The sequence below is a fragment of the Marivita cryptomonadis genome (assembly GCF_002115725.1).
GTDB lineage: Bacteria > Pseudomonadota > Alphaproteobacteria > Rhodobacterales > Rhodobacteraceae > Marivita > Marivita cryptomonadis.
In genome coordinates this window covers 99542-121961 of record NZ_JFKD01000015.1, presented here as the reverse complement: position 1 = coordinate 121961, position 22420 = coordinate 99542, and the positions used below count along the sequence as shown (strand labels likewise).

The window sequence follows — 22420 nt, the reverse complement described above, 5'->3', positions numbered from 1 at the left end:
CACGGAGACGCGTAGGCTATGCGGCGGCTGTCGCGGCCGCGGTGTCAGCACGGGTGAAACGAAATTCCATGCTGTCTTGCCACATGCGGTGCAGAACCACCCCGATCCGACGCGCCAGCGCAACCGTGGCGCGCTTTTTGCCGCGCCGCTTGGCGACAGCCCATGCCCAGGCACTCAGCCAATTCGGACGTGCATTATTCAACATCACTGTCGCGGCTTGATAAAGCGCCGTGCGCAACCCCGCATCGCCGGCCCGGGAGATTTCGCCAATGATGTCGCGCTCCCCGGATTGCGCGCGCCGCGGGGTCAGGCCAACCCAAGGGCCAACGTCCCTGGAGGATGAGAAGCGCTCAGGATCATCGATCGCGGCCTTGAAGGTCAGAGCCACGAGAGCGCCAACCCCCGGCACGGTCATTAACTGACGGCAGACGGGATCAGCTTTGGCATGATCACGCAGCAATTTCTCCACGCCAGCCAGTTCCTGACGCAGCGCACGACGTGCGCTCAAGATCGGGGTCGCGGCTGCTTGCAGCATAGGATTACCCTCGACCAGCTCCAGCACCCGCTGTTCAAAGCGTCCCTTGGCGACCTGTCCCATCTTGAGCCCGAAGTTGCGCAGCACCCCACGGATCGACAGCTCCAGCGAGATGGTCGCTTGTTGGATCGCCTTACGCGAGGACAACAGCGCACGCATTTCCTGCGCCGACAGGGATTTACAATGGACAGATCGGAACCAGCCCATCTGCAAGAGCCGTGCAATCCCCTCGGCATCGCGTCGATCTGTTTTGATTGGCATCGCCTTCAGCGCACCCTTCACCTGCCGGGTTTCCATCAGAACAGTCGGGAAGCCGGCCTCGGTCAAATGCTGATACAGCCATTGCGACAAGGGCCCAGCTTCAAGGCCTACCCCAACAATGCGCCCTGTCAGTGTATGCAGCACCTTCACCAAATCCTCGGGTTCGCTTGGCGCTGTGGTTTCTTTCACCACCTTGCCCTGCCTGGACACCACGCAGATTGCAGTACTTGCCAGAGAGACGTCCAAACCGATATAAACATCCATGTCGTTGTCCTTTTGTATTCGATATCTTGGGGCGCGCGTCACAGCACGACCCCGTTGACACGCAGCCCAGCGTGCCAAGGGCAACGACACCTCAACCAACCTCAGATTTCAATTCACAACGGTCCTGATTCGAGCCGAGCCCCAATACGGTATCTCGACGATTGGGGCCCCGAGCAGCTGACCGCGCCGCAACGCCGCGACTTGATGGAGGTCATCGACGAACGTTATGGCCGCAAGGCCACCATCGTCACCAGCCAACTGCCCATCGACACATGGCACGACATGATCGGCGACCCCACCTTCGCCGATGCCATCCTCGACCGGTTGGTTCATAACGCACACAAGTTCGCCCTCGATGGGCCATCAATGCGCAAACGCTCCAGCCAGACGCAAAGTCCGGACGCCGGATGAACACAATAACCAAAATCTCCCACACAGGCTTTGCCCACAGGACCCTCCCACGCGCCCGCCGCCGCTTGCTCTATGAGAAGCGCAGCGCCGGGCGCGCGGGTCCCTCCTATGGACAAACCCGCCACACACGTCACGCAGTTGACGAAAGACATCAAATCAAGTCATGAATGAATAGCCTCACGCCCCCCTGCTCAAGGGTGGCCAAGTGTTCATGGAATAGGTGGCCAAGTCCCCGTGGAATGACCGGCCAAGTCGTGTGGAATACTGACTTTGACAGGCCAAGCTGACGTCGGCTCGCGTGAGCTGTTTCTCACGCACAATCTGTTCAGTCCACCAATCCTGATCGGCCTGACTTACAACATCTCCATCGATCGTTCGAAACAAGACATATTCTGACGGCAACACTATAGTGATCACGGGCGGCCCCTCGACAAGACGCTGAGCAATAGTGCGCCACTCAGCCATCCGTTGATATAAATGCGGATCAGTTGACGAAACATCGCTCAGAACTGTGGGCACCCCCTTGAGGTCATACCGCAAACGGATGCCATGCAAGGAGGTTTCGAAGGCGAAGCCGCCCGGTCGGTCAAAGTAGTCCTGCATGAACGCTAACCAAGCTTCGAGCGAGCTGAACTCCCCGGTTTGACGTGCCAAATCTCCATCACCAGCGCCTACTTTCAAAGTAATGGCGACCAATCAATTTATCGGTCGACTTCATGCCCCTCTCGCTCGTCTCTCAACGAGCGCGAGACTTGCGCAGCGTGAGATAACGAGAAAAATGTCGCAATGCCTAAGTTGAGAGGTGGTCCTGCTTTTTCGACCGGATTGCAGCCAAGTTAGGGTCAGGATGAATTGATTTTCGAGGCGCTGCGTGATTCACGGCTCGAAAATGGATTCTGGAGAATCGATTAGAATCATCAGGATCGACAAACGAAAAATTTGAGCTTCGCTTCCGAGGGACGAAAGCCACAGAAACCGTCGCACCGATTGACCAACTGCGTCGGATTACATACGGGGCGAGGAAGTCACATTCGATAACTTTGCGCTCACCCAAGCGAAGGAGGTGATCGTCGCGTTCCGACAGAACACACTTAAACCCGCTCGATGATTGGCTTCACAATAGAAATACAGGCGTCAGGAGGAAAATCTCGCAATGAACAAGCATTACTGCCCGGCGATCTGATCGGGCGATTTTGCCGAGCCTGAGCTTGCGTGTCCTTCGCCCCATTCAAGTCGAGCCATAGCCTGAATGTCCTCGAACAGCGCGCTAGTGTCCTGTTCTCCCCAATCACCTGTATGCGTAACCATGTCATCCAAGACGCGCGCGACGACGCTTTGTGACGGGTTCGGGGCCTGGACAGCACCGGGGCTGGTCAGCTCAGTAGAGACTGCCTCAACGTCGAGGATCACCTGCACCCCTTCGGACATCCACGCGACCATTCGATCAACCAGTTCCGAGAGGGTGTTCACCCGCGCAGTCGGGACATCAAACGTGGTCCGCGACAAGCCTGCCGCGCGCTGGCGTTCGCGGCGGCGGGCGGTCTGGGCCCGCCTGCGCGCGGCGGGTCCCAGACCACAAGTACCGGAGGGCGGCCCGGTGGCGGGGCCAAGATCGTCGCCGACATCTTGTGCAATCGGACCGGTCGGGGGCACCGGATCGCCCCGGCGAAGCCGGGGCTCCCGACCGGCTTCCAGCTCAGTCAGCACGGCAGCGACGAGTTGCCGGATCTCGGGAAGGAAGAGCGCAGGGACGGTTTTCTCGATCCGGCGCCGTCCGTTTGCAATCCGGTCCGCCCGCGCCTTGCGGTTCGCACCCTGCCGACGGGCCTTTTCCCGAAGGGCCTTCTCGACAAGGGCATCCTTTTCCGCTTTCGTCAATCTTAACTCAGGCATGGTGGACTTGATCCTCGGCTTTGTCGCTCCCCCAAGTTTGTGGTCGATGCCCGTGAAAAAACAAAATACCCGCGCCGGTGAGTCGGCCGGAAATACGCGTATCTGCCCGAGGAATGACTGTTTTTGCCGTGGTGCCCATATCGACTGTGGAAGGGCCCACCTGAGGCGATTTGGATGGGCCTCTCATCAAGGTTCCCCGGCTGGTGACTAAAAAACTCCAGGGACGCATGCGGGAGTCGGATGGTCGGCAGGGGCTTGGGTCGACCGGGCATTCCCCCTACCCCGGACCGTGCGACCGGAGTCCTCGGGCGTGGCGACCAGCTGCCGCAACGGAGGCCGAACGGGGCATGCCCGACGCCTCCTTGCGCGATCCTGAAGAAGTCCTGGCGAAGACCGGCAAGACCTCTGCGCGGGGCGGTGACGATTTTCTGCGCGGCTTTTTCACGCTCCTGTCGGATAATCGAATCGAGTTGATGAAGAGGACCGGATCGACGTGGGACGCCCGAGAAAAGAGGAAGGTGAACGGCGCAGCAGATGGGCCGTGTTGAACGCAACCAAGAAAGAGCGTGCTGCGATTATTGCCTATGCCCGCGAGGCCGGTCTCAGCGTCTGCGCCTATATTCTTCGCCGGGCGCTGCAAAAACCGGTCTCGCCCCGGCAGGACTGGCAGCAGCTCGTCCGGCAACAGGCACTCCTCCTGCGCAAGCTGGACGAGATCGCGGCCGTGCTGGTCACGTCGGAACCGGTCCGCGACGTAGGGGCCGCCCTGCTGTCGCTTCGGCGCATCGAAGCAGAGCTATCCAGCTGGGGAAGCGGATCAGGCCCCCTGCCCTCATACGAAGATCTTGCTGACGAAGACCCGGATAGCAACAATGCCGATAGTGGGGATGAACAGGCTGAATGCTGATCGGATTCTCTCATCACCACGATAACGAGGGCGGTGCCGAAACGACGCCCCGCGCCGATCAGTACAGGCCGCTGACGGATTATTTCGACGCGCCATGTGTCACGAAGGCCATCAACGGGGCGCGCGTTCGGGTTGACCGTGATCCGGTGCCCGAGATCCTGCATGGTCGCGCAGATGTTCTGCGCCGTCAGATCGCAGCCCTGCCCTACCAGAGGAAATACCGGGTCGCGGTCCTGTCCTTTGAGGAAACGGACATCGACGTCACGGGCTTCAACCAGGGTGATCCTCGCCTGCGTGGTCAGGTCGACCAGAGCCTCAGACTGTTCTTCGAGGCGGTGTGGCCCGGCATCCCGACCGAAGCAAGACCGATGCCATACGTCACCACCCATACCCACACGGGCCGGGTGGAGGTGAACATCGCGCATCCGCGCGCCGTGTATCCTGCCGGGCGTGCCTATAGCCATAACCCGGACCCGCCCATCAAACGCGGGCAACTCCCCGTCTACTGGGGGGCGTTCCGCGATCTCGTCAACGACCTCTTCGGCTGGGCCGACCCGTTGGACCCGGCCAGGCAGCGCGATGTCGTGATGCCCCACTGGAAGGTGAAGCTTGCGGCCGAAGGCGCGCGCGCCGGGCTCGCGCCAGGGCGTGATCTTCGCGACGAAGCGGTCACCTTGATCCGGGACGCGGCGCAAGCGGGGGAGTTGTTCTCGCGGGAGGGTGTGATCGCGATGCTCGAGGCATGGCTCGCGCCGGAGGGCCAGCGCATCCTGTCCACGACGGACCACTCGATCACCTTCGGACGCCTCGGCGCGCCGGCGCGTGACCGGATCCGTCTCAAGGGCCCCCTGTTTTCAGCCGGCTTTCAAGGGGCAGTCGAGGTCATTGATCCGGCGGTCATGATCCGGGCCAAGGGCGCGCGGATGGCCGAATTGTCCACGGCACGCGAAAGGTTTCAGGCCGCATGGGAGAAGCGCGCAGCTTGGAATGCCTCACGTTATGGACGGGGGACGTGGCCCGAGCCGCTCTGGGGCGTCGATAGCTGGTTGGGTCACGATCGGGCCACTGCCCAGGCTCTAGTGCCGCGCCGCCACCATCTGCTGGCGCTTTCTCCGCCCACCCAGAAAAAGGACAATGAACAGGATGACACTTTCCACGTTGGATCAACGCTTCCTCGACCTGATGGACCGAATCGAGCGGACGCAGCAGGAGCAGCTCACGGCGCTCACCAGCAGGGCGGCAGCGGCAGAACGCCGGAACCGGGCGCTGGAGGAGCGGATCGCCGCGCTGGAGGAACTGAGCACCCGCGAGGACGCCAGCTTGACCAGCTTGACCGTTTCGCTCGCGCGCTTGCTGGACCCGTTGGACTCACCGCCATCATCGGACACATCGCCCGACGGCTCCGGGACCTGACCGTCAGGGCCGGGAGCGCTCTCGCCGGATCATGGCTTGCCAATGTGATCACACCGGACCGTGTAGAGCGGTTCACGCATCTCGCAACGGAATTGGAGACCCTGAATGGCCGCTACGACGCACAATCCTCAGCAAATGGAGCACCTGACTCAAGCCATCGCGACGCTGCTTCCTGCGATCGCACGACTGGAGGAGACCCTGCGGTCGATGGACGAAGAGGCTCTGACCCGTCAGCAGCAGATGGCCGAGGCGCTGGACCGGATCGCAACGGCGCTGGAAACGCTGACGGAGCGAGAGGCGACCCTGATGACCGCCCTGTCGGAGCAGACGCGCAACGCAGTGATCTTGGCGACGGCGGTGGACTCCCTCGACCAACGCCTGACAGAGGAGGTCGAAAAGCGCGCCGAACTGACCCCGACCATGAAGGAGATGATCCAGCTGCTAGAGGGGCCCGCCTGACCCTCGGCGCGATGCTGGGACTTGGACGGGACCTTGCGCGCACCATGGGTTTGGAACAGGTCGCGGTCCTGAACAGGATCAAAGGCGGCGTTGCGTTCCGGGTGCCCGGTGCCGCGCTGCTAATGCTCACCGATCGCGTTCTCCTCGCCCATTGGACCCGCGCGCCCGGGGAGTTGCGCATGGTGGAAGAGCATGTGACCCGACGGCTCGGGCCGGCGTTTTCCATCGAGGACATACGGGCGGTCGCGGCTCCGGGTGCGGCAGGACGAGCGATCAAGCCGCAGAAACGCGACACTCACCGGATCGTCCCGGACCAAACGGACCCAGCCCCCCTGCGAGAACTGAACGACGCAAACGTCAGACCCACAACGGCGGCTGATGAGGACGAATTCAGATCAGGGTTTTGACCAGAGCCTGACCGGAGGTGCCGCGTCAACGGGTGCCCCCACGGCTAATAATACGGCTCCGGCTCATGTCCACTTCGAGGCACCCGACCGGAAAGTGCGGCAGCCCGTCTGTCGGTTTCGACGACATCGCAGGTTGCTGCCTGAAAAGCCGCTCGGAAACCCTTAGCCTAGCGGGAATTTCCCGGAGGCCCTGTGTCCGACCAGCACCCTGAATGCCCGATCTGTCGCGCGCCCGGCCCGCCGGCCACGCCGCGGCATGTGGCGACCTGGGCTGATCTGACGGCGGCCAAGCAGTGCACGCTGCTGGCCCGGCTGGGCGAGGCGCTAGCTGCCGGGGCGGCGGGGGTTGCGGTGGCCGCGGACCAAGGACATTTCCACCTGCGTCCGTGCAGCGCGCAAACCCTGCCGCCGACCGACAGGACGGCCGATCCCCTTCCGCCACTGATCGCGGAAGGAATCCTCGCGGTGGACAGGGTCGATCTGGAGTCGGCAGGCCACCGTCAGATCGCCGGTGCCATTGACCACCCCAGGCTGCCGCAGACGTTGTGTACTTGCCTCGGCCCAGACCGCGAAGCATCTCGCACCTCGTCAACCTGGGATAGAAACGCGTCATTCGCATGTGAGGCGGCGCCTGTGTGGCGATGGCTTTCGCCGCGCAGCCGGCACCGTGGATCGATCCAAGTGGCGGGCAGCGATCCGGCCACACTTACCATATTTTATTTCGCGAATTCAGAATTTTACCCCCAATAAATCTAGCGACACATCACCATCATTGACGACATCGGAGGCGGAGAATGCTACATTTCCCCTGTGGGCCAGAATGGCGCCACAGTCTCCCTTGGCATCGCGCAGCTGCCGATGGAACAGGGACAGCCCCCGGCAGGACGTGAGAACGTCAGCACGGCTACACGGTTCCGGCGCGCCCAGAAGGGGCCGCGGCGAAAATTAGGCGATTGCCAAAGTGCAAGTTCGCCTTGTTACGTCACATGACCGGCTATGGCCTGCGGGATGCGACCCTCCGGACAGATCACGAAAGATACTATTATGTTCAAAAAGCCGCTGGAGGCGCTCCAGCCCTTCCTTAGCCAGGACAAGCAGTTGTGCTTGCTGCCCGTTTCCCACGAAGACCCCGTCTTGCCGGTTGCGGTGTCTGAAACGGCCATTCTCTTTCCGAAGCAGTGGCTTAAGCCGTCGGACATCCGCTTGGTCTCTTCACCCGCCGATGAAGCTGCCGAAATTACGCGTCGGTTGGGAGCTATCGGTCTCGCAGGTCTTCGCGCTCACAAGGGCGCGCGGGCCTGGCTGGCCAGTGCTCGCACCGAGATCAGCTCGCGCGAGTTTTTCGCCCGCGCGCTGCTGGCCTGTCCAGTCGAGACTGACTGGGACGCCTTCCTCGAACCGGAGTCGTGTCTCACCCACCTCCAGATTATGGACGAGGCCATTCAGGGCGGAAAGGCGCATCTCGACGGCTTGGACCCCGACCAGCGCCGCCTCTACTTGCCGCGGGTGAAGCACGCGCGGTTCGGCTACATCCCGAGTTCAACCTGTAACGCGCTGCTTTTCTATACGCCCCATGAGCACGAAAGCTACATCGTTGGCGGTCGGCTTGAGGATTGGTACACCAACAAAGCCCACATGCAGGTATAGGCTTTACACATGGGGCGGTGCGGAAACCCGCAACACGGCCAGCTCCTACACTTCAGAGGTGCAGAGAAACACAAGGGGCATGCCGTTGGTGCGGTTGGATCAGTCGGCTCCCCATCGTTTCTTTGGACTTAAGGCGGCCGGGTCGTGCGGGTCGTGCGGGTCATCCTTCGAGCGCGAGGCATCCAACCCGAGCCCGATGAGCACCCTGATCGCTTCATTCTCCGATGCAAGGCGCTTGTCGAAGCGGAAGTCCGATATCCGCTTTGCCTGATCTTCCGTCAGGTTCACCAGCTTTTTCACGGGGAATACGGTTTCTTTGCTCATTACCCGAAAATAACGCATATGCTCCATATTGACAATGGGGCATATACCGCATATGTTCGATATGCGAGCAAGGCAGGCGCTTCCAACACCTGCCCGCTCTAACCGCCAGAACCTGTTTGAGGAGGCTCCGATGGCTAACCGTACGACTACCACCACTTCCCCGTTCACTGAACCCCCGCTGCGCGCGATGTTCGCGCGGTTCACGGCCCTGACCGCGTCGCTGGTCCGGCTGACCGACGCCGAGCGGGACCTCGGCGGATACGACGGCCAGGACCCGGCCCTGTCCACCTTCACCGGCGCGGTGGATGCGGCCCGCGCCGCCACGCTCACCCATTGCGCCGTGATCCTCGCCGGTGACACCGCAGACGAGATGACCTACGGCCTTCAGATGACGGCGAAGATGGTCAGGACCGTCCTGGCGACCGACAAGCCGACCGAGGTGTCGATCATCCGGAATCTTCTCGCGATGCGCGATGAGACGGTGCTCTTCCCGCTCTATCGGCCCGACCACCCCCGCTACAACAGCCTGCTGGACCGGGCCTTCGACGCGCTCGCGTCGCATATCGCGCTGCCCGGGCCCGCGGGTACGGCCTGCCCCCCGATGGCGGGCACGGCCTCTGTGGCGCATACCGAGATGTCGCACGCCTTCACCAGCTTGTTGGGGGCGATGGACCAGTTCGTTCGCGCCGAGCAGCCGCTTCAGCGCCCGGTGGCGGGAGACGTCCGGGCGGATCGCTTCGGCGTCGCGATGCAGGAGGCCGAGGCGGCCCTGAAGGACATGAACGCAGCGCTCTATTGGGTTATGGCGGCGGATCTGACCCGCGAGGAGGACCAGGCGCTGTGGGAGATGGGCTATGCGCTGTACAACCTGATCGCCAAGGATGACGACGAGGCGCGGCTGTTCCTTTTCGAAACGCTGATCGACTACCAGTCGTATTTCATGGTGCAGGGCGGCCATGCGGTCGCGCGCCGGACGCGGGAGATGCAGATCAGGTTCTTCAAACTGGTCACTGCAATGATGTCCATGCAGGACTTCGGCGGGCCCGGCCCCGACGGCGATGGCGCCTGCGGTCCGTCGCTGGCGGCCTGATCGGGCCAGACCTGCGCGCCATTCCGAGGGGGCACGGCCCCCTCGCATCTTCTTTCATGAATGACGGAGCATCCTGATGCACCAGCCCTATCTTCCTGGCATGCCCATGCCGCCCCGCCCCACCGAGAGCCGCGACGCACGGACTGCTCTGGCCACTTATCCCGCGATGTCCACTGAGGACTTGTGCCGGTACGCAAAGCACTTGGGCGCCTCGGCTGAACTCCTCGTTGACTCGCTGTTCATGCGGCTCGGGGAACGGGTTTTTCCCATGCCCGAACATGAACGGTGTGATCGGGCTCTGATCCTCCCGAATGGCACCCCCATCCGCATTCAGGTCAAGACGCGCCATGCGGTCACCATCAACGGCGACTATGTGTTCAACCTTCGGCAGCGCAGCGAACGCGGCGCTACCGGGCGTGGTCCGTATGAGAGCTGCGATTTCGACATCCTCGCGATGGCTGTCCTGAGCGAGAACGTGGTCCGTTTCACGGCGGACTGGCAGCTGAGGCAGGTCATTCACGCCTCCGAGATCGCGGAGCTTCGGCGGAACCCGCGCCAGAGCCTGGACGCGGCGCTCGCCCGGCTGGGCCACACGGATGCCATCCCGGGCGGCTGGGACGGAGACCTCGGCCTCGCTGCCTGACCGATCTCAGCGCCCCCTCACTTCCCCACCAGAGCCACCTCTCAGCCCGCCGTTACGGCGGACCGGTCCCCCTTTCTCATCCTCTTGGAGGCTTCCCATGACGCTGCCGACCACCTCGCCGCTCTCCCCCACCATCGCCCCGACCAGCGGCACGGGCACCCCGGCCGACAGGCGCAGTTTCGCATCGGCGATCCGCAAAAGCCTGATCGATGCGCATCCCGCCTGGGCCACGGTCTCCGGCGTCATCACGACCTGCCCGCCTTACGCAGCACCGCCTGCTGCACCAGTTTCCGAAGCCGCATCGCCGCGTTCGGCGAACTCTGCCTCGAACCCCGCGCATGCGGTGGAGACGGCCACTGACGCTCCCCGAACGGAACTTGATGACATTTTGGATTTCGTCGAAGCGGGAGCCGCCGAGGCGGCCGGCCTGTTTTCTGACGCCCTGTCGCAGGTCCCCGATGGCAAGGACGCGCCCCTCTATACGTTGCGGCCTACGGCAGCGCTTGCGATGGTGCGGTTGGCCGCGACCTTCCCCAGCCCCGCGGCGCTCTACGCGGCGCTGAGCGCGCCGGGGTCGCTGACGGTGCTTGCGGTAAACAGCCCCGGTCTGGATGAGACTATCCACAAGCTCATCGACCACCTTTTCGCTCGTGCGCCTTTCTGGCCGGACGATGCGCCCCTGCCCCATGTGGTGCGTGCAGATGAGGCGGTTCTGTCCAGGGACAGCCGCAAAAGGGACTCCGGCCTGGTCGGTCAGCTTGTGCCCACGGTGCGGACTGCACTGGAGACCCGGCGCCCTGTGGTCGCGGTGACACTGGCAGTGGGCACCTTGCACTCGGCCCTGCGCGCCTTGAAGCCGCAGGTGATCCCCCTCGCACCGCTCGACCGGACTATGTTGGCGGAGATCCTGACCGACGCTTATCTCGATCTCGATACGAGGGACGACCGTGAGGGCGGCACGGTCGTCCCTGCTCTTCTGCCGGAAGACGCTCTGTGTAAGGGGATCGGTGCAGAGGAACTGGTCCTTGCCCTGCGCAGCCCGACGCTGGACGGCGCGATCGCAGCCCTGGTCGCAGCCACGACGCCCGCCGTCAACGAGGGGCCGGGGCTGGCCGATTTCCCGCTGCCGTGCGAGGCGCGCGAACCCGTCGAGCAGCTGATCGAGGACCTGCGTGCATGGCAGGCCGGGGAGATCCCTTGGATGGAGGTCACGCGCGGCATCCTCCTCGCTGGCCCGCCGGGCTGCGGCAAAACGGAAGTGCCCCGGCTCATCGCCAAAACAGCCGGAATTACAGTGGTTTCCGGCTCGATCGCGGACTGGTCCGCAGAGGGCGGCCGTGGTTCCGAGGTTGTCAAGGCCATGCGCGAGGCCTTTGCCAAAGCTGCCGCCAACGCCCCTTCGATCCTGTTTGTAGATGAGCTTGACGCCGTTGGCGACCGCGACCGCGTAGGGGACACAAATCGCACCTGGACCGAATATGTCGTGACGGCCCTTCTGGCCGCGATGGATGGTTTCGAGGGCCTCGAGGGCGTCGTCCTCATGGGCGCGACCAATCACCCAGACCGGATCGACCGCGCGATCCGCCGGCCCGGGCGCTTCGACAAGGTTCTCCACCTTGGATACCCTACCCACGAATTGCTCCCCGCCGCACTCCGGTGGCAGGCCTGGCCGGATCTGGCAGATGTCGACCTGACCGGGCTCGCCGCGCGCGCCATGGGGATGAGCGGCGCCCAAATCGCGGCCTGGGTCCGGTCCGCCCGGGGGCTGGCCCGGCGGGAACAGCGCCCGCTTGCGGTCGAGCATCTGGAGACCGCCTTGCACGAGTTACGCCCGCCGATGCCCGACGCCCTGCGCTGGCAGGTCGCCATCCACGAGGCGGGCCACGCGGTCGTCGGGGCCGCCACGGGTGTGGCCCGGCCCAAGTTGCTGGCGCTGCAAGCGGATGGCGGGGTCACGCATTACAAACGCCTCATGATCGGCCAGCGCCGGTCCGAGATGGAGGCCGCGCTTGCCCTCGACCTCGCGGGACGCGCCGGGGAGATCGCCGTCTTCGGGGAACCCTCGGGCAGCGCGGGCGGGGAGGAGGGCTCCGACCTCGCAAGCGCCACGCTGCTCGCGGTCGCCATCGAAGCCTCGCTCGGCCTCGGCGACCGCCTGGTCTGGCAAGGCAGCCCGCAGACCGTACTGGATCGCCTCCCCCTTGACGGCGACCTACGCGCCCGGGTCGAAGGCCACCTGCGCCGGGCCGAGGCCAGGGCCCTTCGGATCGTCGAGGCCCATCTCCCGTTGCTGGAGGAGATCGCAGGCGCGCTGTGCCGCGCGGCCCTGCTCACCGGTCCCGAACTCGATGCGCTCCTTTCTCGCGTCTCGCCCGAACCTGCGATCGGCACGCCCCTGGTAGATGCACGGATTGCAACGTCACAGGAGGCTGTAGACCCGGCCCGGGACCGGGCCGACAACATCAACGGGGATCCCGACCTGAGGCGGCCCTTCGCCGCCTGACGGGCACGACGCAAAAGGCGTGTCCGGTCCGGAAGGGCCGGGCAAGCCCACTATGGCCGACAATCCTCCTACCGCTGCTATAAGGAGTGCGCGCATGACCCGGACATCTCCCCTCCAGACGAGGCTGCCCCGGCCGGACCTGACCAGCCGACATAGGCGGTATCGCGACCCGTTCCACCGGCCGACACATCGCCGGGCAGCGCACCAGCCCCAAAAGACCCGGATTCGCGGTCATCATTCGGCCGCGCCCGGTGCGATCCGTTCGCGCCGGGGGCATTAGCTGGTTAGGGGATCCGGGCCGGTCCGCATCATAGCGGCCGGATCCGTCTCTCGCCGCTTTGCGGGTGAGCGCTGATGTCAGTGCCGACCTGAGCGCCGAGGTCAAAGCCGAGGCAGTTTGGTCGGATGTGGTGGGGCGTCAAGTACCGTCCCGAGTACGCTATCCACATGTTGCGGGCGCGGCGGGCTCCGGCGCAGTGGCGCAAGGCCTCCATATGACCTATTTTCCAAGCCAGGCGCAGAATGCGCCGTGCAATAGCAGAGACGGCACTGCCCACGCAAGACGAAGCCGTGCAGCAAATCCCGGGGGAGGTGGACCCGTCCGGGCCCGACGACAAACGGCCGGACAACCGGAATGCGGATTGGTCCACGCTCTACCGGCCCCTCGATCGCACCGCCTGAGCCGGTCCAGACCCATCCGCCTGTGGTCCCCATGCAGGCGGGCGGCGGTGATCCGCGCTGAGGCGAAGGCCGGGGAATCTCCGCGGTCACTTTCAGCCATCCATCGATCCAGACCACAAAAACCAGACAAAAGCGCCGCAGGCCCCCGACCCGCGCAAGGTCGCGGGGCGCTCCCTCGCGCCCCGGGCGCGAGCTCTTGATCCATATGAAGGATCCAGAAACCTCACATCTCAATACCCCACCCCACTCAACCACCAAAAAAACCAAATACAGCGCCGCAGGCACCCCGCCCGCGCCGACGCGCGGGCGGACCCGATCAGGACACACCGATCCGGAACGAGACATCCTCAGCAAGGATCTGATCTCCTGGACCCCAGAGACCCAGCCGCGATGGGCGACAAGACCGGATCGCCAGAGGCTTTTCAGGCCAAGGCGTCACAGGCCGCGAGCGAAGTTATCCACATAAACCCGACAGGGGTCGGCAAAAGACACGGCCAAGTTCGCCCCAAACGTCAAATCCGAGTCTACATCACCTTCAGAGACGCGAGGCGTGAAGCCCCGCAAGAGGTTGATCACATCTGAGTACGGTGCCGGAGCTTCGGCACCGCAGGGGAGACCGCGGCCCATGGCGCGCGACCGCGACAGGCATATCAACACAGGACGGCGCGGCTGCACGCCTGCGGCGTCGTGTGACAGTCCGCCCGGAACCGCCGATCGGAACGGAACCACGCACCGATTCACCTCCACCGCAGCCACGCAACCAGACGGGTCGAGAAGTCCCCAGCAGCATAGGCAGAGATCCCTCGAGGCGCGCATCGAGAATGCCCTGCGCATTGTGGCCGAACTGCTCGAGGACAACGAAGCCTACCTGCCCATCTTCCTCCGCCTCGAGGCTGAACGCGACAAGCTCAAACTCCGTCACGCCGCTCTCGACCGCGCCCGCGCGCTCCTCAAGGAAACGCCCCCTCGATCGCAATCCGGGCGAGCTCCCCGGCCTTGAAGGCGAGGCCGCCACCCTGGCCGTATTTCTGGCGACCGAGGGAATGGCCCATCAACTCGCGCCTGATGCGCTCGTCGATCCGGCCCCGCAGCATCCGGTCCTCGAAGCTGTGACGGAGGCTGTACATGACGTGCTGGTCGCTCTCCATCAGCCCGTTCTCACGGAGATAGCTGTTCTACGTCCCGGACAGGGAGGCGGGCTTTTCGCGATAGCGCGGGAAGCCGGACGGAAAGGCCCGGAAAACCTCGAGGCTCACCCCGGTCAGCGGGATCTCGCGCCGTGAGGTCTTGTTCTTGATCTGGCGCGTCTCGTCCGCCGCGATCACCAGGTGCGGCACCTCGTGGTCGAGCCGGATGCGGTCCGCGGTCAGACCGGCCGCCTCGGAGGGGCGGTAGCCCGTGTTGATCATCCCGACCAGGATCGCGCGGGCCTCGTCATTCATGCCGGCAAGCGCCCCATCGGCCAGCAGCTTCTCCCGGATCCAGCTATCCGAAAAGGGAATCCGCTCCGCCTTGTCGCCCTCTTTCAGGGTCAGCTTGTGCAGGGGCAGGTCGAGATCAAGCCCCTTCAGCTCGTCCACGGTCCGAAGAACATCGGCAAGGTGGATCAGGTCCTTGTTGGCGCTGTTGGGCGTCAGGTTCTCCTCCGCGATCCGTTCCAGCCACCAGGACCGGAAGTCGAGGAAATCGGCCCGCGTGAGCGCCGCGATGGGGCGGTCGCCGACCACGTCGATAAAGTTCCGGATGGACTTTTTCCTCGGGTTCCCCCAACGCCGCGTCTGGTCGGCGCTCTTGCCCCGGATCCGGTCGGGCGTCAGCGCCCAGTACTCGGCCAGCGCCTCGAACACGGTCATCGAGGGCACCTCCACCGTCCCCAGCACCGCAGGCGCCGCAACCGCGTTCACCGTGCCGTCCCGGCGCTGCAGCACCTCCACCCGCGCGAGCAGCTCTTCCAGCGGCAGATCCTCGAGGTCACGGGCGGGCTTGTAGCTCAGCCCATGGCTGGCGGCGATGGCCTTCGCCACCTCGAGCCGGGCGACCCCATCCTCAGACCGGCCCGCCAGCTGCGCCTCCCAGCCCGCGACAAGGCTGTCCCAGACCGCAGGCGCTTTCTTCGCCGCCTGCTTGCACGAGTCGGTCTTGAGCGACACCCAGACCTCACGCCGCGGCTCCACCGAGGCGAACCGCGCGGGCACACGCCGCCGCAAGTGCCAGGTCTTGCCCCGCATCATCAGCTGCATCACGCCCCTCCACATCCGCCCCCGTGTAGCAAGATGTGTAGCAGAATCTGGTGATTTCAAGAGGGTGAGGACAAATCTGCGGCTCGGAGTCGCCACTAAACCACTGATATGAGTTATTATTTTTAGGTCACGGCCATCTGAGAAGTGGCGGAGACGAAGGGATTCGAACCCTCGAGACCCTTCCGGGCCTACTCCCTTAGCAGGGGAGCGCCTTCGACCACTCGGCCACGTCTCCGTCGACCCGTTTAAGGAAGCGTGCAGGCGGGGACAAGGCCAAATCACACGTTTTGGATGACAAATTCCGCGTAAAAAGCGTGCGTACCCTGACGCATTCGGCAATTCAGACGCGTGTATGCTTTGCATGTGGCGACAACCGCGCTACCGTGTCCTCAGTTATCGTCTAGCCGACGTGGGAGTGATCGTTGTGACCCCAATCACCCAAGCTGCTGCCATTGCCTGTATCACCCTGGGAACCGGGGCTGCCGCTGTGTCTGTCATGAACGAGGATATTCCGGACATGACCGTACCCGAGCTAGCGTGGGCACCGGGGCAAGAACTGGATGGCGCGTCTTTTTTCGTCAAGGCAGTGCTCGACAATGGCGCGGAAGGGGAAACCGACACACTTGTCTTCAAGGACGGTGCGTTCATGTCGATGGATTGCCAAGAATACTGCGACTTCGGGTTTTCCGACTACCAGACATGGGTCGATGGCGACGTGATCCATTTTACCACCGTCGCCACCTGCCCAACCGCACCGCACCGGGTGGTATGGCATGGGCAAATCACCGACGGTGACATCACTGTCCAGATGAGTTGGACAACGCGGCGTTGGTACTGGACGCATCAGATCAACGGCGTGGCTCAAGGATCGCGCTTGCCAGCCACCGAAGACTCTGTCTCCGGGTGAAGCCCCCAAAAACGACGCCGGTTGGGCTGACCACCAGAGGCATTGCGCTGCGCGTGGCAGGGCTTTTGGTCATTGTCATTTTGGCAACGTGGGGCGCACATCTTTTGAAAGAGGCGCTGAACCTCACCATCATGCCCAACAACGAAAAGCAGCTGCACCGCCTGCTGATGCTTGGCTCTCTCGCCTATATCGGCTTGCTGGCGCTGCCATTTGTGCCGGGGGCCGAGATCGGGCTCGCGATGCTGACCGTCTTCGGCGCGGCCATCGCACCTCTGGTTTACGCAGCAACTGTGCTTGCCATGATGGTGTCATTCCTTCTGGGACGTCTCTTACCGGGCACGACGCTGGTGTGGATCCTGTCTATTCTGCGAATGCGCAAGGCGGCTGATCTGATCAGGCGCGCTGCCGCTCTGCCCCCAAAAGACCGGTTGGACCTCTTGATGGACGGATCGCCGCCCAAGCTCGTCCATCTTGCCTTGCGTCACCGGTACATTGCTTTGGCGCTGCTCGTGAACACGCCCGGCAATGCAGTGATCGGCGGTGGCGGCGGCATCATGATGATGGCCGGGATGAGTGGCATCTTCGCCCCAGTCCAGACCTTCATCGCCATTGCGATTGCCGTGTCCCCCGTGCCGATCGCGGTCATGGTTTTCGGATTCTGACGCGGCGCAGAACCCGAATGCCTTATGTGTTGAAGAGGAAGTGCAGCACGTCGCCATCCTTGACGACGTAGGACTTGCCTTCGGCGCGCATCTTACCCGCTTCCTTGGCCGGATTTTCCCCACCAAGCGAGACGTAATCGTCATAGGCGATGGTTTCGGCGCGAATGAACCCTTTTTCAAAATCACCATGGATCACACCGGCGGCCTGCGGGGCAGCGGTGCCTTTGGTGATGGTCCACGCGCGGGCCTCTTTCGGGCCGACGGTGAAGTAGGTCTCAAGTTGCAAGAGCTGGTAGCCTGCGCGGATCACACGGTCGAGGCCGGGTTCCTCGAGGCCCATTTCGGAAAGGAATTCCTGTGCTTCGTCTTCGTCCAGCTGGCTGATCTCTTCTTCGATCTGGGCCGAGATGACCACATGGCTGTTGCCCTGTGCCGCCGCCATTTCGCCCACCGCGTTGGACAGCGCGTTGCCGTCGGCGGCATCCGCCTCGGAGACGTTGCAGACATAAAGCACCGGCTTGGTGGTCAGCAGTTGCAGCATGTCCCACGACTTGCGGTCCTCGTCATCGACGGGAACGGTACGGGCGGGTTTGCCCTCTTCAAGCGCGGCCAGAGCGGCGCGCATCAGGCGCTCCTGTTGAACGGCCTCCTTGTCACCGCCGCGCACCTTGCGGACGATGTTCTGCAGCCGCTTTTCAAGGCTTTCGATATCGGCCAGCATCAGCTCGGTCTCGATGGTTTCGGCATCAGCGACCGGATCGACACGGCCGTCCACATGCACCACATCGCCATCCTCGAAGCAGCGCAGCACATGGGCGATGGCGTCGGTCTCGCGGATGTTGGCCAGGAACTGGTTGCCCAAACCTTCCCCCTTGGAGGCACCTTTGACGAGACCGGCAATGTCGACGAAAGTGATGCGCGTCGGGATGATCTGCTTGGATTTGGCGATATCGGCCAGTCGATCCAGCCGCGCATCGGGGACAGCCACGTCACCGACATTGGGCTCGATCGTGCAGAACGGGAAATTCGCCGCCTGCGCCGCTGCGGTCTTGGTGAGCGCGTTGAAGAGGGTCGATTTGCCCACGTTCGGCAAACCCACGATTCCCACCTTGAAGCCCATGTCGATCTCTCCTGATCTTGCAGATTTGCGCCGCTTCTATGCGTTGGCCGCGGGCGCTGCAAGGCGGCTGAGATTGGGGATCATTTGGAACCAGAAGCGGTTGTTCAAAAGCACCGCCGCAACCGTAAGGCCAAGAACCAGCCCGATCCAGATGCCCGTCGCGCCCCAGTTCGCAACAAAGCCCAGAACCAAGGCAGCAGGGAGGCCGATCCCAAAATAGGATACGGCAGCAAGGATCATTGGCATGCCCGCATCTTGCACGCCGCGCAACAGGCCAAGCGCCACAACCTGAGCACCATCGACCAATTGGAAAATCGCCGCCAAGATCAGCAACGTGATGCCCATCGTGATGATGTCAGCCCGTGCGGGGTCGTCCGGGTCAAGGAAGGCGGCGATCAGCGGTTCGGGCAGAGCGACGAACAGCACAATGGTCAGCGCCGCGATAAAGGCCGACAGCGCCAGCGCGACAATCCCGCCCCGCGCCATATGTGGCCAGTCTTTGCGGCCAAACGCGTTGCCCGCGCGGACGGTTGCGGCGTTCGAAAGTCCCAGATGCAACATAAAGGTCATCGACGCCAGTTGCAGCGCGATCCCATGCGCGGCCAGCGGAATTGTCCCGAGCCAGCCCATCATAATGGCAGATGCCGCGAACAGCATAGTTTCCGACAGCGAAGTCAGACCGATGGGCACCCCCAGTTTGAACACCTGTGCGAACATTTCATTGTCCGGCTTCCAAAGCCGCTGGAACAAGCTGTGTTCAGGTACGAAACGGCGGATATAGACCACGATCACCAGCACCGAGAACACATGTGTGCTAAGCGAAGCGATCGCCGCGCCCTGAAGCCCCAGTTCGGGAAAGCCAAAATTGCCGAAGATCAGCGCAAAGTTCGCAAGTGCGTTGTAGGGCACAGCCACAATCGTGACCCAGAACACCACCTTGGTTTTCTCAAGCGCCGCCAAATAGCTTTTGAGCGTCATCGTCACCAGCGCGGGCAATAGCCCAAAAGCCAACACCCGCAGATAAACCTGTGCCTCGGACGCGATCACGGGTGTCTGGCCCAACAGCCGCAGCAAAGCCTCAGACCACCACAGAAGCGGAAACATCACGACGCAAAAAAGCGCCGACAGCCATAACCCCATGCGGGTGGCACGGCGCACTTTCTGGTCGTCGTTTTCAGCGGCGTAGGTGGCCACCATGGGCATCACCGCCCAAGCAAAGCCACAACCGAACAGGAACAGCGTGAAGAACAGCGTATTGGCCAACGTCACCGTCGCCAATGCTGCGGCCCCGTACCAGCCCACCATGATGGTGTCGGTCAGGCCAATGGCCATCTGCGCCATGTGCCCACCCACCAGTGGCAACCCCAAAACGAGGGTGGCCCTGACATGGGCCGGATATGACATCTGTTTTGCGTGCATGCCGGTCGGTTAGACCCGCCCTTAGATTGGGGCAAGTGTTTTGTCGGGTCAGATTGCGCGGATCAGGAACTGTGCGGCAAGAATGGCAATGATCAGCCCAGCGCCGGTTTCGATCACCCCGGCGATCCGGGCTGTGTGTGGACCGTTGGCGAACCGGGCCAATGCGCCTTCGCGGAAGGTCACCGCTCCGGCCGCGGCGGCAAGGGTCACGCTGGCCGTCCCCAAACCCATTGCAAAGGTGCCAAGGATGCCCGCCAGTTCGATTCCCATGCTGACCGAAAGGATCAGCAGGAACAGCGCCCCGGTGCAGGGGCGAATGGCAATCGCCCCGATCAGCACCAGCGCATCGCGCAACGAATGGACGTTTTTCGCCTGTTCCGGCGTCGGCGCATGGGCATGGCCACATGTGCCGCAAACGCCGTCTTCCCCGGAGTGATGGTGGTGATCGTGATCATGGTGGTGGTGCTCTGCCGTCCTCCAGTTCGACCAAAGCCGGACCGCGCCGCGCAGTGCAAGCCATGCGCCGATGGCGCAGATCGCGGCATAGCTGAAGGGGGCGAACCAGTCCTCGGCGGCGTCGACCATCTCTTCGCGGCCAAGGCCCAACAGCCAGACGCCGGTATAGACCACGACGATGGCCATCCCCGCCTGCGCAAGGCTCGACAGTACCGCAAGCACCGACAGTCGGGTCAGAGCCACGCGCTCTGCAACGCCGTACCCCGCAATCAGGATCTTGCCATGGCCCGGCCCGACCGCGTGGAAGAAGCCGTAGCCGAAACACACCCCCATCAGCGTCATCAAAGCGCCCGACTCGTTGGCCCGTAGCGCCCGCAATCCCTGCGCCATACCGCTTTGCGCGGTGCGTTGGCCCTCGGCGGCCCAGCGTTCGAGCATCTGCGCGCCGTCAAAGCCCCAGAGCCAGACTGCAAGCGCGACGACAGCAACTGCGGCTAGTTGGAGGGCGGTGCGCATGACATCGTGATCGAGTCAGAAAAGTGAATACCGACGCGCATCTCGTTGAAGATGTCTTCCATCGACCCGCCGTCCAATTCCTTATCGACGGCAGCCTGTGCGGCGGCTTGATCGGGATCAGTGACGGTGGCAGCGCAACCGGGATCGGTCAGGGATACGCCTTGTGATACGTCATAGGAGACATAATAGGTCGGATCGTATTGCAGCACTTCGATTGCCTCGACAGCAACCGGGGGGATCTCGCGGAAATGGGTCGCGGTGATGAACCCGCCCTCCACCGCGATCCCAATGGGACGCGGGCGCGGCATTTCGATCTTTTCGCCGGCGGAATAAACGTAAAGATCGCCTTCGAACCCTTCTGGCCATTCGATCAGGTCAAACCCGAACAGTGTGTCCAGTTCCGCCTCGGTCAATTCCCCATCGCCATCGGCATCTAGGCCCATGTCTTCGAGAATGAGCAGCGTGAAAAAGTCGTCATAGGTCCACGTGACCGTGACCCCTGTCACCTCGCGCTGGTCATTGATTTCGAACCGCAGCGCGGTCTCGACAAAGATGTGCGGATGCGCGCCAAGCGGCGCGGCGACCAGACCAAGTGCAAAGGCGCAAAGAGCGTGTTTCATAAGAACCGGAGGTAAGCCCCCCGGCCCCCTAAAGCAAGGTCATCCACCGCCGGGCGGCAGAGAATTGCGCAATCGTCAGGCGCGGGTTTTGCGCGTGTCCGGATGCAGCGCTGCGCCGAGAATGTGATCGGACCGATGGATCACGTGCCCGGCCCCACCCACGATCAACGGATCGGGCGGTGTGGCAACCGAGAGATCCTTGCCCGGATAATCCAGCGTCGACAGAAAATGCTTCATGCAATTCAGGCGCGCGCGTTTCTTGTCATCAGATTTGACGATAGCCCACGGCGCATCAGCGGTGTCGGTGTAAAAGAACATCGCCTCTTTCGCTTCGGTGTAATCGTCCCACTTGTTCAGACTGGCCTTGTCGATGGGCGACAGCTTCCACTGTTTGAGCGGATCAGTCTCGCGGCTTGCAAAGCGGCGTTTCTGTTCGGCCTGCGTGACCGAGAACCAGTATTTGTAAAGCCGTATGCCCGACCGCGTCAGCATCCGTTCGAAATCCGGGGTCTGGCGCATGAATTCTAGGTATTCGCCGGGTTCGCAGAACCCCATCACCCGCTCGACCCCGGCGCGGTTATACCACGACCGGTCATAGAGCACGATTTCACCCGCCGTCGGCAGATGTTCGATATAGCGCTGGTAGTACCACTGTCCGCGCTCCACATCGGTAGGCTTGTTCAAAGCGACCACGCGCGCGGTGCGAGGATTGAGGTGTTCGGTAAAGCGCTTGATCGTCCCGCCTTTGCCCGCAGCGTCCCGGCCTTCGAAGATCATGACGAACTTTTGCCCGGTGTCTTGTGCCCAAAGCTGCACTTTCAGCAATTCCGCCTGAAGCGCGGCTTTCTCGGCCTCGTAGGCGTTGCGAGACAGGCGGCTTCGATAGGGATATTTCCCGGACTCGAAGGCGCGGCGCACATCATCAGCCGTGACCGCCTTCTTGGGTGTGACTTGAACCTCTTTAAGCGCGCCGGTCGGTTGCGGGGTCGTCGACTCGTCGGCTGCGATGGCGGGGGATGAAGGCATGCAAATCTCCGGGTGC

General features: G+C 63.0%; 20 protein-coding genes, 1 tRNA gene and 1 pseudogene. 10 read left to right on the top strand and 12 right to left on the bottom strand.

Annotation, left to right across the window (positions count from 1 at the left end; genetic code table 11):
* Nucleotides 1-16: 16 nt before the first annotated feature.
* On the bottom strand, nucleotides 17-1060 hold the full coding sequence (locus MCRY_RS16525) for an IS110 family RNA-guided transposase (RefSeq protein WP_085631890.1): 1044 nt from the start codon (nucleotides 1058-1060) through the stop codon (nucleotides 17-19).
* A gap of 135 nt (nucleotides 1061-1195) precedes the next feature.
* On the opposite strand from MCRY_RS16525, the pseudogene MCRY_RS23630 reads away from it, so the two are divergent.
* Nucleotides 1196-1471: pseudogene (locus tag MCRY_RS23630) on the top strand (ATP-binding protein); the annotation flags it as partial.
* Nucleotides 1472-1648: 177 nt separating this feature from the next.
* On the opposite strand, the gene MCRY_RS22970 reads toward MCRY_RS23630, so the two are convergent.
* Nucleotides 1649-2125 carry a hypothetical protein gene (locus tag MCRY_RS22970; RefSeq protein WP_217808233.1) on the bottom strand — a complete coding sequence of 159 codons (477 nt, stop codon included), beginning with the start codon at nucleotides 2123-2125 and terminating at the stop codon, nucleotides 1649-1651.
* 510 nt (nucleotides 2126-2635) lie between these two features.
* Nucleotides 2636-3364 (bottom strand): hypothetical protein, encoded by a 729-nt coding sequence (locus MCRY_RS16510; RefSeq protein ID WP_139834110.1) that lies wholly within the window; start codon nucleotides 3362-3364, stop codon nucleotides 2636-2638.
* Between the two features lie 347 nt (nucleotides 3365-3711).
* On the opposite strand from MCRY_RS16510, the gene MCRY_RS16505 reads away from it, so the two are divergent.
* The 4 genes from MCRY_RS16505 (at nucleotide 3712) to MCRY_RS16485 (ending at nucleotide 8197) form a co-directional block, all read left to right on the top strand.
* On the top strand, nucleotides 3712-3912 hold the full coding sequence (locus MCRY_RS16505; protein WP_085631884.1) for a hypothetical protein: 201 nt from the start codon (nucleotides 3712-3714) through the stop codon (nucleotides 3910-3912).
* Nucleotides 3906-4271, top strand: coding sequence for a plasmid mobilization protein (locus MCRY_RS16500; protein ID WP_085631882.1), 366 nt, complete (start codon nucleotides 3906-3908; stop codon nucleotides 4269-4271). Before MCRY_RS16505 ends, MCRY_RS16500 begins: the two co-directional genes overlap by 7 nt.
* Nucleotides 4265-6550 (top strand): hypothetical protein, encoded by a 2286-nt coding sequence (locus MCRY_RS16495; protein WP_085631880.1) that lies wholly within the window; start codon nucleotides 4265-4267, stop codon nucleotides 6548-6550. The genes MCRY_RS16500 and MCRY_RS16495 overlap by 7 nt, the downstream gene beginning before the upstream one ends.
* Nucleotides 6551-7594: 1044 nt before the next feature.
* Nucleotides 7595-8197 carry a hypothetical protein gene (locus MCRY_RS16485; RefSeq protein WP_139834109.1) on the top strand — a complete coding sequence of 201 codons (603 nt, stop codon included), beginning with the start codon at nucleotides 7595-7597 and terminating at the stop codon, nucleotides 8195-8197.
* Nucleotides 8198-8296: 99 nt separating this feature from the next.
* Here the strand turns inward: MCRY_RS16485 and MCRY_RS16480 are convergent, their stop codons facing one another.
* Nucleotides 8297-8521 carry a hypothetical protein gene (locus MCRY_RS16480; RefSeq protein ID WP_085631874.1) on the bottom strand — a complete coding sequence of 75 codons (225 nt, stop codon included), beginning with the start codon at nucleotides 8519-8521 and terminating at the stop codon, nucleotides 8297-8299.
* Nucleotides 8522-8651: 130 nt separating this feature from the next.
* On the opposite strand from MCRY_RS16480, the gene MCRY_RS16475 reads away from it, so the two are divergent.
* From MCRY_RS16475 to MCRY_RS16465, 3 genes are all read left to right on the top strand, one after another.
* Nucleotides 8652-9611 carry a hypothetical protein gene (locus MCRY_RS16475; protein WP_139834108.1) on the top strand — a complete coding sequence of 320 codons (960 nt, stop codon included), beginning with the start codon at nucleotides 8652-8654 and terminating at the stop codon, nucleotides 9609-9611.
* 76 nt (nucleotides 9612-9687) lie between these two features.
* Nucleotides 9688-10254 (top strand): PDDEXK-like family protein, encoded by a 567-nt coding sequence (locus MCRY_RS16470; RefSeq protein ID WP_085631870.1) that lies wholly within the window; start codon nucleotides 9688-9690, stop codon nucleotides 10252-10254.
* A 97-nt stretch (nucleotides 10255-10351) separates the two neighbouring features.
* Nucleotides 10352-12757, top strand: a complete 2406-nt coding sequence (locus MCRY_RS16465; RefSeq protein ID WP_176234517.1) for an AAA family ATPase — start codon at nucleotides 10352-10354, stop codon at nucleotides 12755-12757.
* A gap of 1631 nt (nucleotides 12758-14388) precedes the next feature.
* Here the strand turns inward: MCRY_RS16465 and MCRY_RS23565 are convergent.
* The 3 genes from MCRY_RS23565 to MCRY_RS16450 form a co-directional block, all read right to left on the bottom strand.
* On the bottom strand, nucleotides 14389-14586 hold the full coding sequence (locus MCRY_RS23565) for a hypothetical protein (RefSeq protein ID WP_342351695.1): 198 nt from the start codon (nucleotides 14584-14586) through the stop codon (nucleotides 14389-14391).
* A 27-nt stretch (nucleotides 14587-14613) separates the two neighbouring features.
* Nucleotides 14614-15678: a DUF6538 domain-containing protein gene (locus MCRY_RS16455; protein ID WP_342351694.1), complete on the bottom strand. Its 1065-nt coding sequence runs from the start codon at nucleotides 15676-15678 to the stop codon at nucleotides 14614-14616.
* A 145-nt stretch (nucleotides 15679-15823) separates the two neighbouring features.
* Nucleotides 15824-15913, bottom strand: a tRNA-Ser gene (locus MCRY_RS16450).
* Nucleotides 15914-16102: 189 nt separating this feature from the next.
* Between MCRY_RS16450 and MCRY_RS16445 the strand changes: the two genes are divergently transcribed.
* Together MCRY_RS16445 and MCRY_RS16440 are read left to right on the top strand one after the other, a co-directional pair.
* Entirely contained in the window at nucleotides 16103-16585 is a 483-nt protein-coding gene (locus tag MCRY_RS16445) for a hypothetical protein (RefSeq protein WP_085631919.1), read from the top strand.
* Entirely contained in the window at nucleotides 16582-17247 is a 666-nt protein-coding gene (locus MCRY_RS16440; RefSeq protein ID WP_244897924.1) for a hypothetical protein, read from the top strand. Before MCRY_RS16445 ends, MCRY_RS16440 begins: the two co-directional genes overlap by 4 nt.
* A gap of 22 nt (nucleotides 17248-17269) precedes the next feature.
* Here the strand turns inward: MCRY_RS16440 and ychF are convergent, their stop codons facing one another.
* The 5 genes from ychF to ppk2 form a co-directional block, all read right to left on the bottom strand.
* A complete protein-coding gene (gene ychF / locus MCRY_RS16435; RefSeq protein ID WP_085631864.1) occupies nucleotides 17270-18367 on the bottom strand; it encodes a redox-regulated ATPase YchF in 1098 nt (365 codons plus the stop codon).
* A gap of 36 nt (nucleotides 18368-18403) precedes the next feature.
* The gene (locus MCRY_RS16430) at nucleotides 18404-19771 is read right to left on the bottom strand and encodes an MATE family efflux transporter (RefSeq protein WP_085631915.1); all 1368 of its coding nucleotides are present in this window, start codon (nucleotides 19769-19771) and stop codon (nucleotides 18404-18406) included.
* A gap of 63 nt (nucleotides 19772-19834) precedes the next feature.
* A complete protein-coding gene (locus MCRY_RS16425) occupies nucleotides 19835-20758 on the bottom strand; it encodes a nickel/cobalt transporter (protein ID WP_085631862.1) in 924 nt (307 codons plus the stop codon).
* On the bottom strand, nucleotides 20737-21378 hold the full coding sequence (locus MCRY_RS16420; protein ID WP_085631860.1) for a DUF1007 family protein: 642 nt from the start codon (nucleotides 21376-21378) through the stop codon (nucleotides 20737-20739). Before MCRY_RS16420 ends, MCRY_RS16425 begins: the two co-directional genes overlap by 22 nt.
* A 75-nt stretch (nucleotides 21379-21453) precedes the next feature.
* Complete coding sequence (ppk2, locus tag MCRY_RS16415; protein WP_085631913.1) at nucleotides 21454-22404, bottom strand: polyphosphate kinase 2; 951 nt, start codon at nucleotides 22402-22404, stop codon at nucleotides 21454-21456.
* Between the last annotated feature and the right edge of the window lie 16 nt (nucleotides 22405-22420).

Bases quoted from the DNA above. Each gene is read 5' to 3' on its own strand.
- MCRY_RS16525 (WP_085631890.1), bottom strand. From the start codon at position 1,060: ATGGATGTTTATATCGGTTTGGACGTCTCTCTGGCAAGTACTGCAATC.
- MCRY_RS16510 (WP_139834110.1), bottom strand. From the start codon at position 3,364: ATGCCTGAGTTAAGATTGACGAAAGCGGAAAAGGATGCCCTTGTCGAG.
- MCRY_RS16505 (WP_085631884.1), top strand. From the start codon at position 3,712: ATGCCCGACGCCTCCTTGCGCGATCCTGAAGAAGTCCTGGCGAAGACC.
- MCRY_RS16495 (WP_085631880.1), top strand. From the start codon at position 4,265: ATGCTGATCGGATTCTCTCATCACCACGATAACGAGGGCGGTGCCGAA.
- MCRY_RS16485 (WP_139834109.1), top strand. From the start codon at position 7,595: ATGTTCAAAAAGCCGCTGGAGGCGCTCCAGCCCTTCCTTAGCCAGGAC.
- MCRY_RS16480 (WP_085631874.1), bottom strand. From the start codon at position 8,521: ATGAGCAAAGAAACCGTATTCCCCGTGAAAAAGCTGGTGAACCTGACG.
- MCRY_RS16475 (WP_139834108.1), top strand. From the start codon at position 8,652: ATGGCTAACCGTACGACTACCACCACTTCCCCGTTCACTGAACCCCCG.
- MCRY_RS16470 (WP_085631870.1), top strand. From the start codon at position 9,688: ATGCACCAGCCCTATCTTCCTGGCATGCCCATGCCGCCCCGCCCCACC.
- MCRY_RS16465 (WP_176234517.1), top strand. From the start codon at position 10,352: ATGACGCTGCCGACCACCTCGCCGCTCTCCCCCACCATCGCCCCGACC.
- MCRY_RS23565 (WP_342351695.1), bottom strand. From the start codon at position 14,586: ATGGAGAGCGACCAGCACGTCATGTACAGCCTCCGTCACAGCTTCGAG.
- MCRY_RS16455 (WP_342351694.1), bottom strand. From the start codon at position 15,678: ATGCAGCTGATGATGCGGGGCAAGACCTGGCACTTGCGGCGGCGTGTG.
- ychF (WP_085631864.1), bottom strand. From the start codon at position 18,367: ATGGGCTTCAAGGTGGGAATCGTGGGTTTGCCGAACGTGGGCAAATCG.
- MCRY_RS16430 (WP_085631915.1), bottom strand. From the start codon at position 19,771: ATGTCATATCCGGCCCATGTCAGGGCCACCCTCGTTTTGGGGTTGCCA.
- MCRY_RS16425 (WP_085631862.1), bottom strand. From the start codon at position 20,758: ATGCGCACCGCCCTCCAACTAGCCGCAGTTGCTGTCGTCGCGCTTGCA.
- MCRY_RS16420 (WP_085631860.1), bottom strand. From the start codon at position 21,378: ATGAAACACGCTCTTTGCGCCTTTGCACTTGGTCTGGTCGCCGCGCCG.
- ppk2 (WP_085631913.1), bottom strand. From the start codon at position 22,404: ATGCCTTCATCCCCCGCCATCGCAGCCGACGAGTCGACGACCCCGCAA.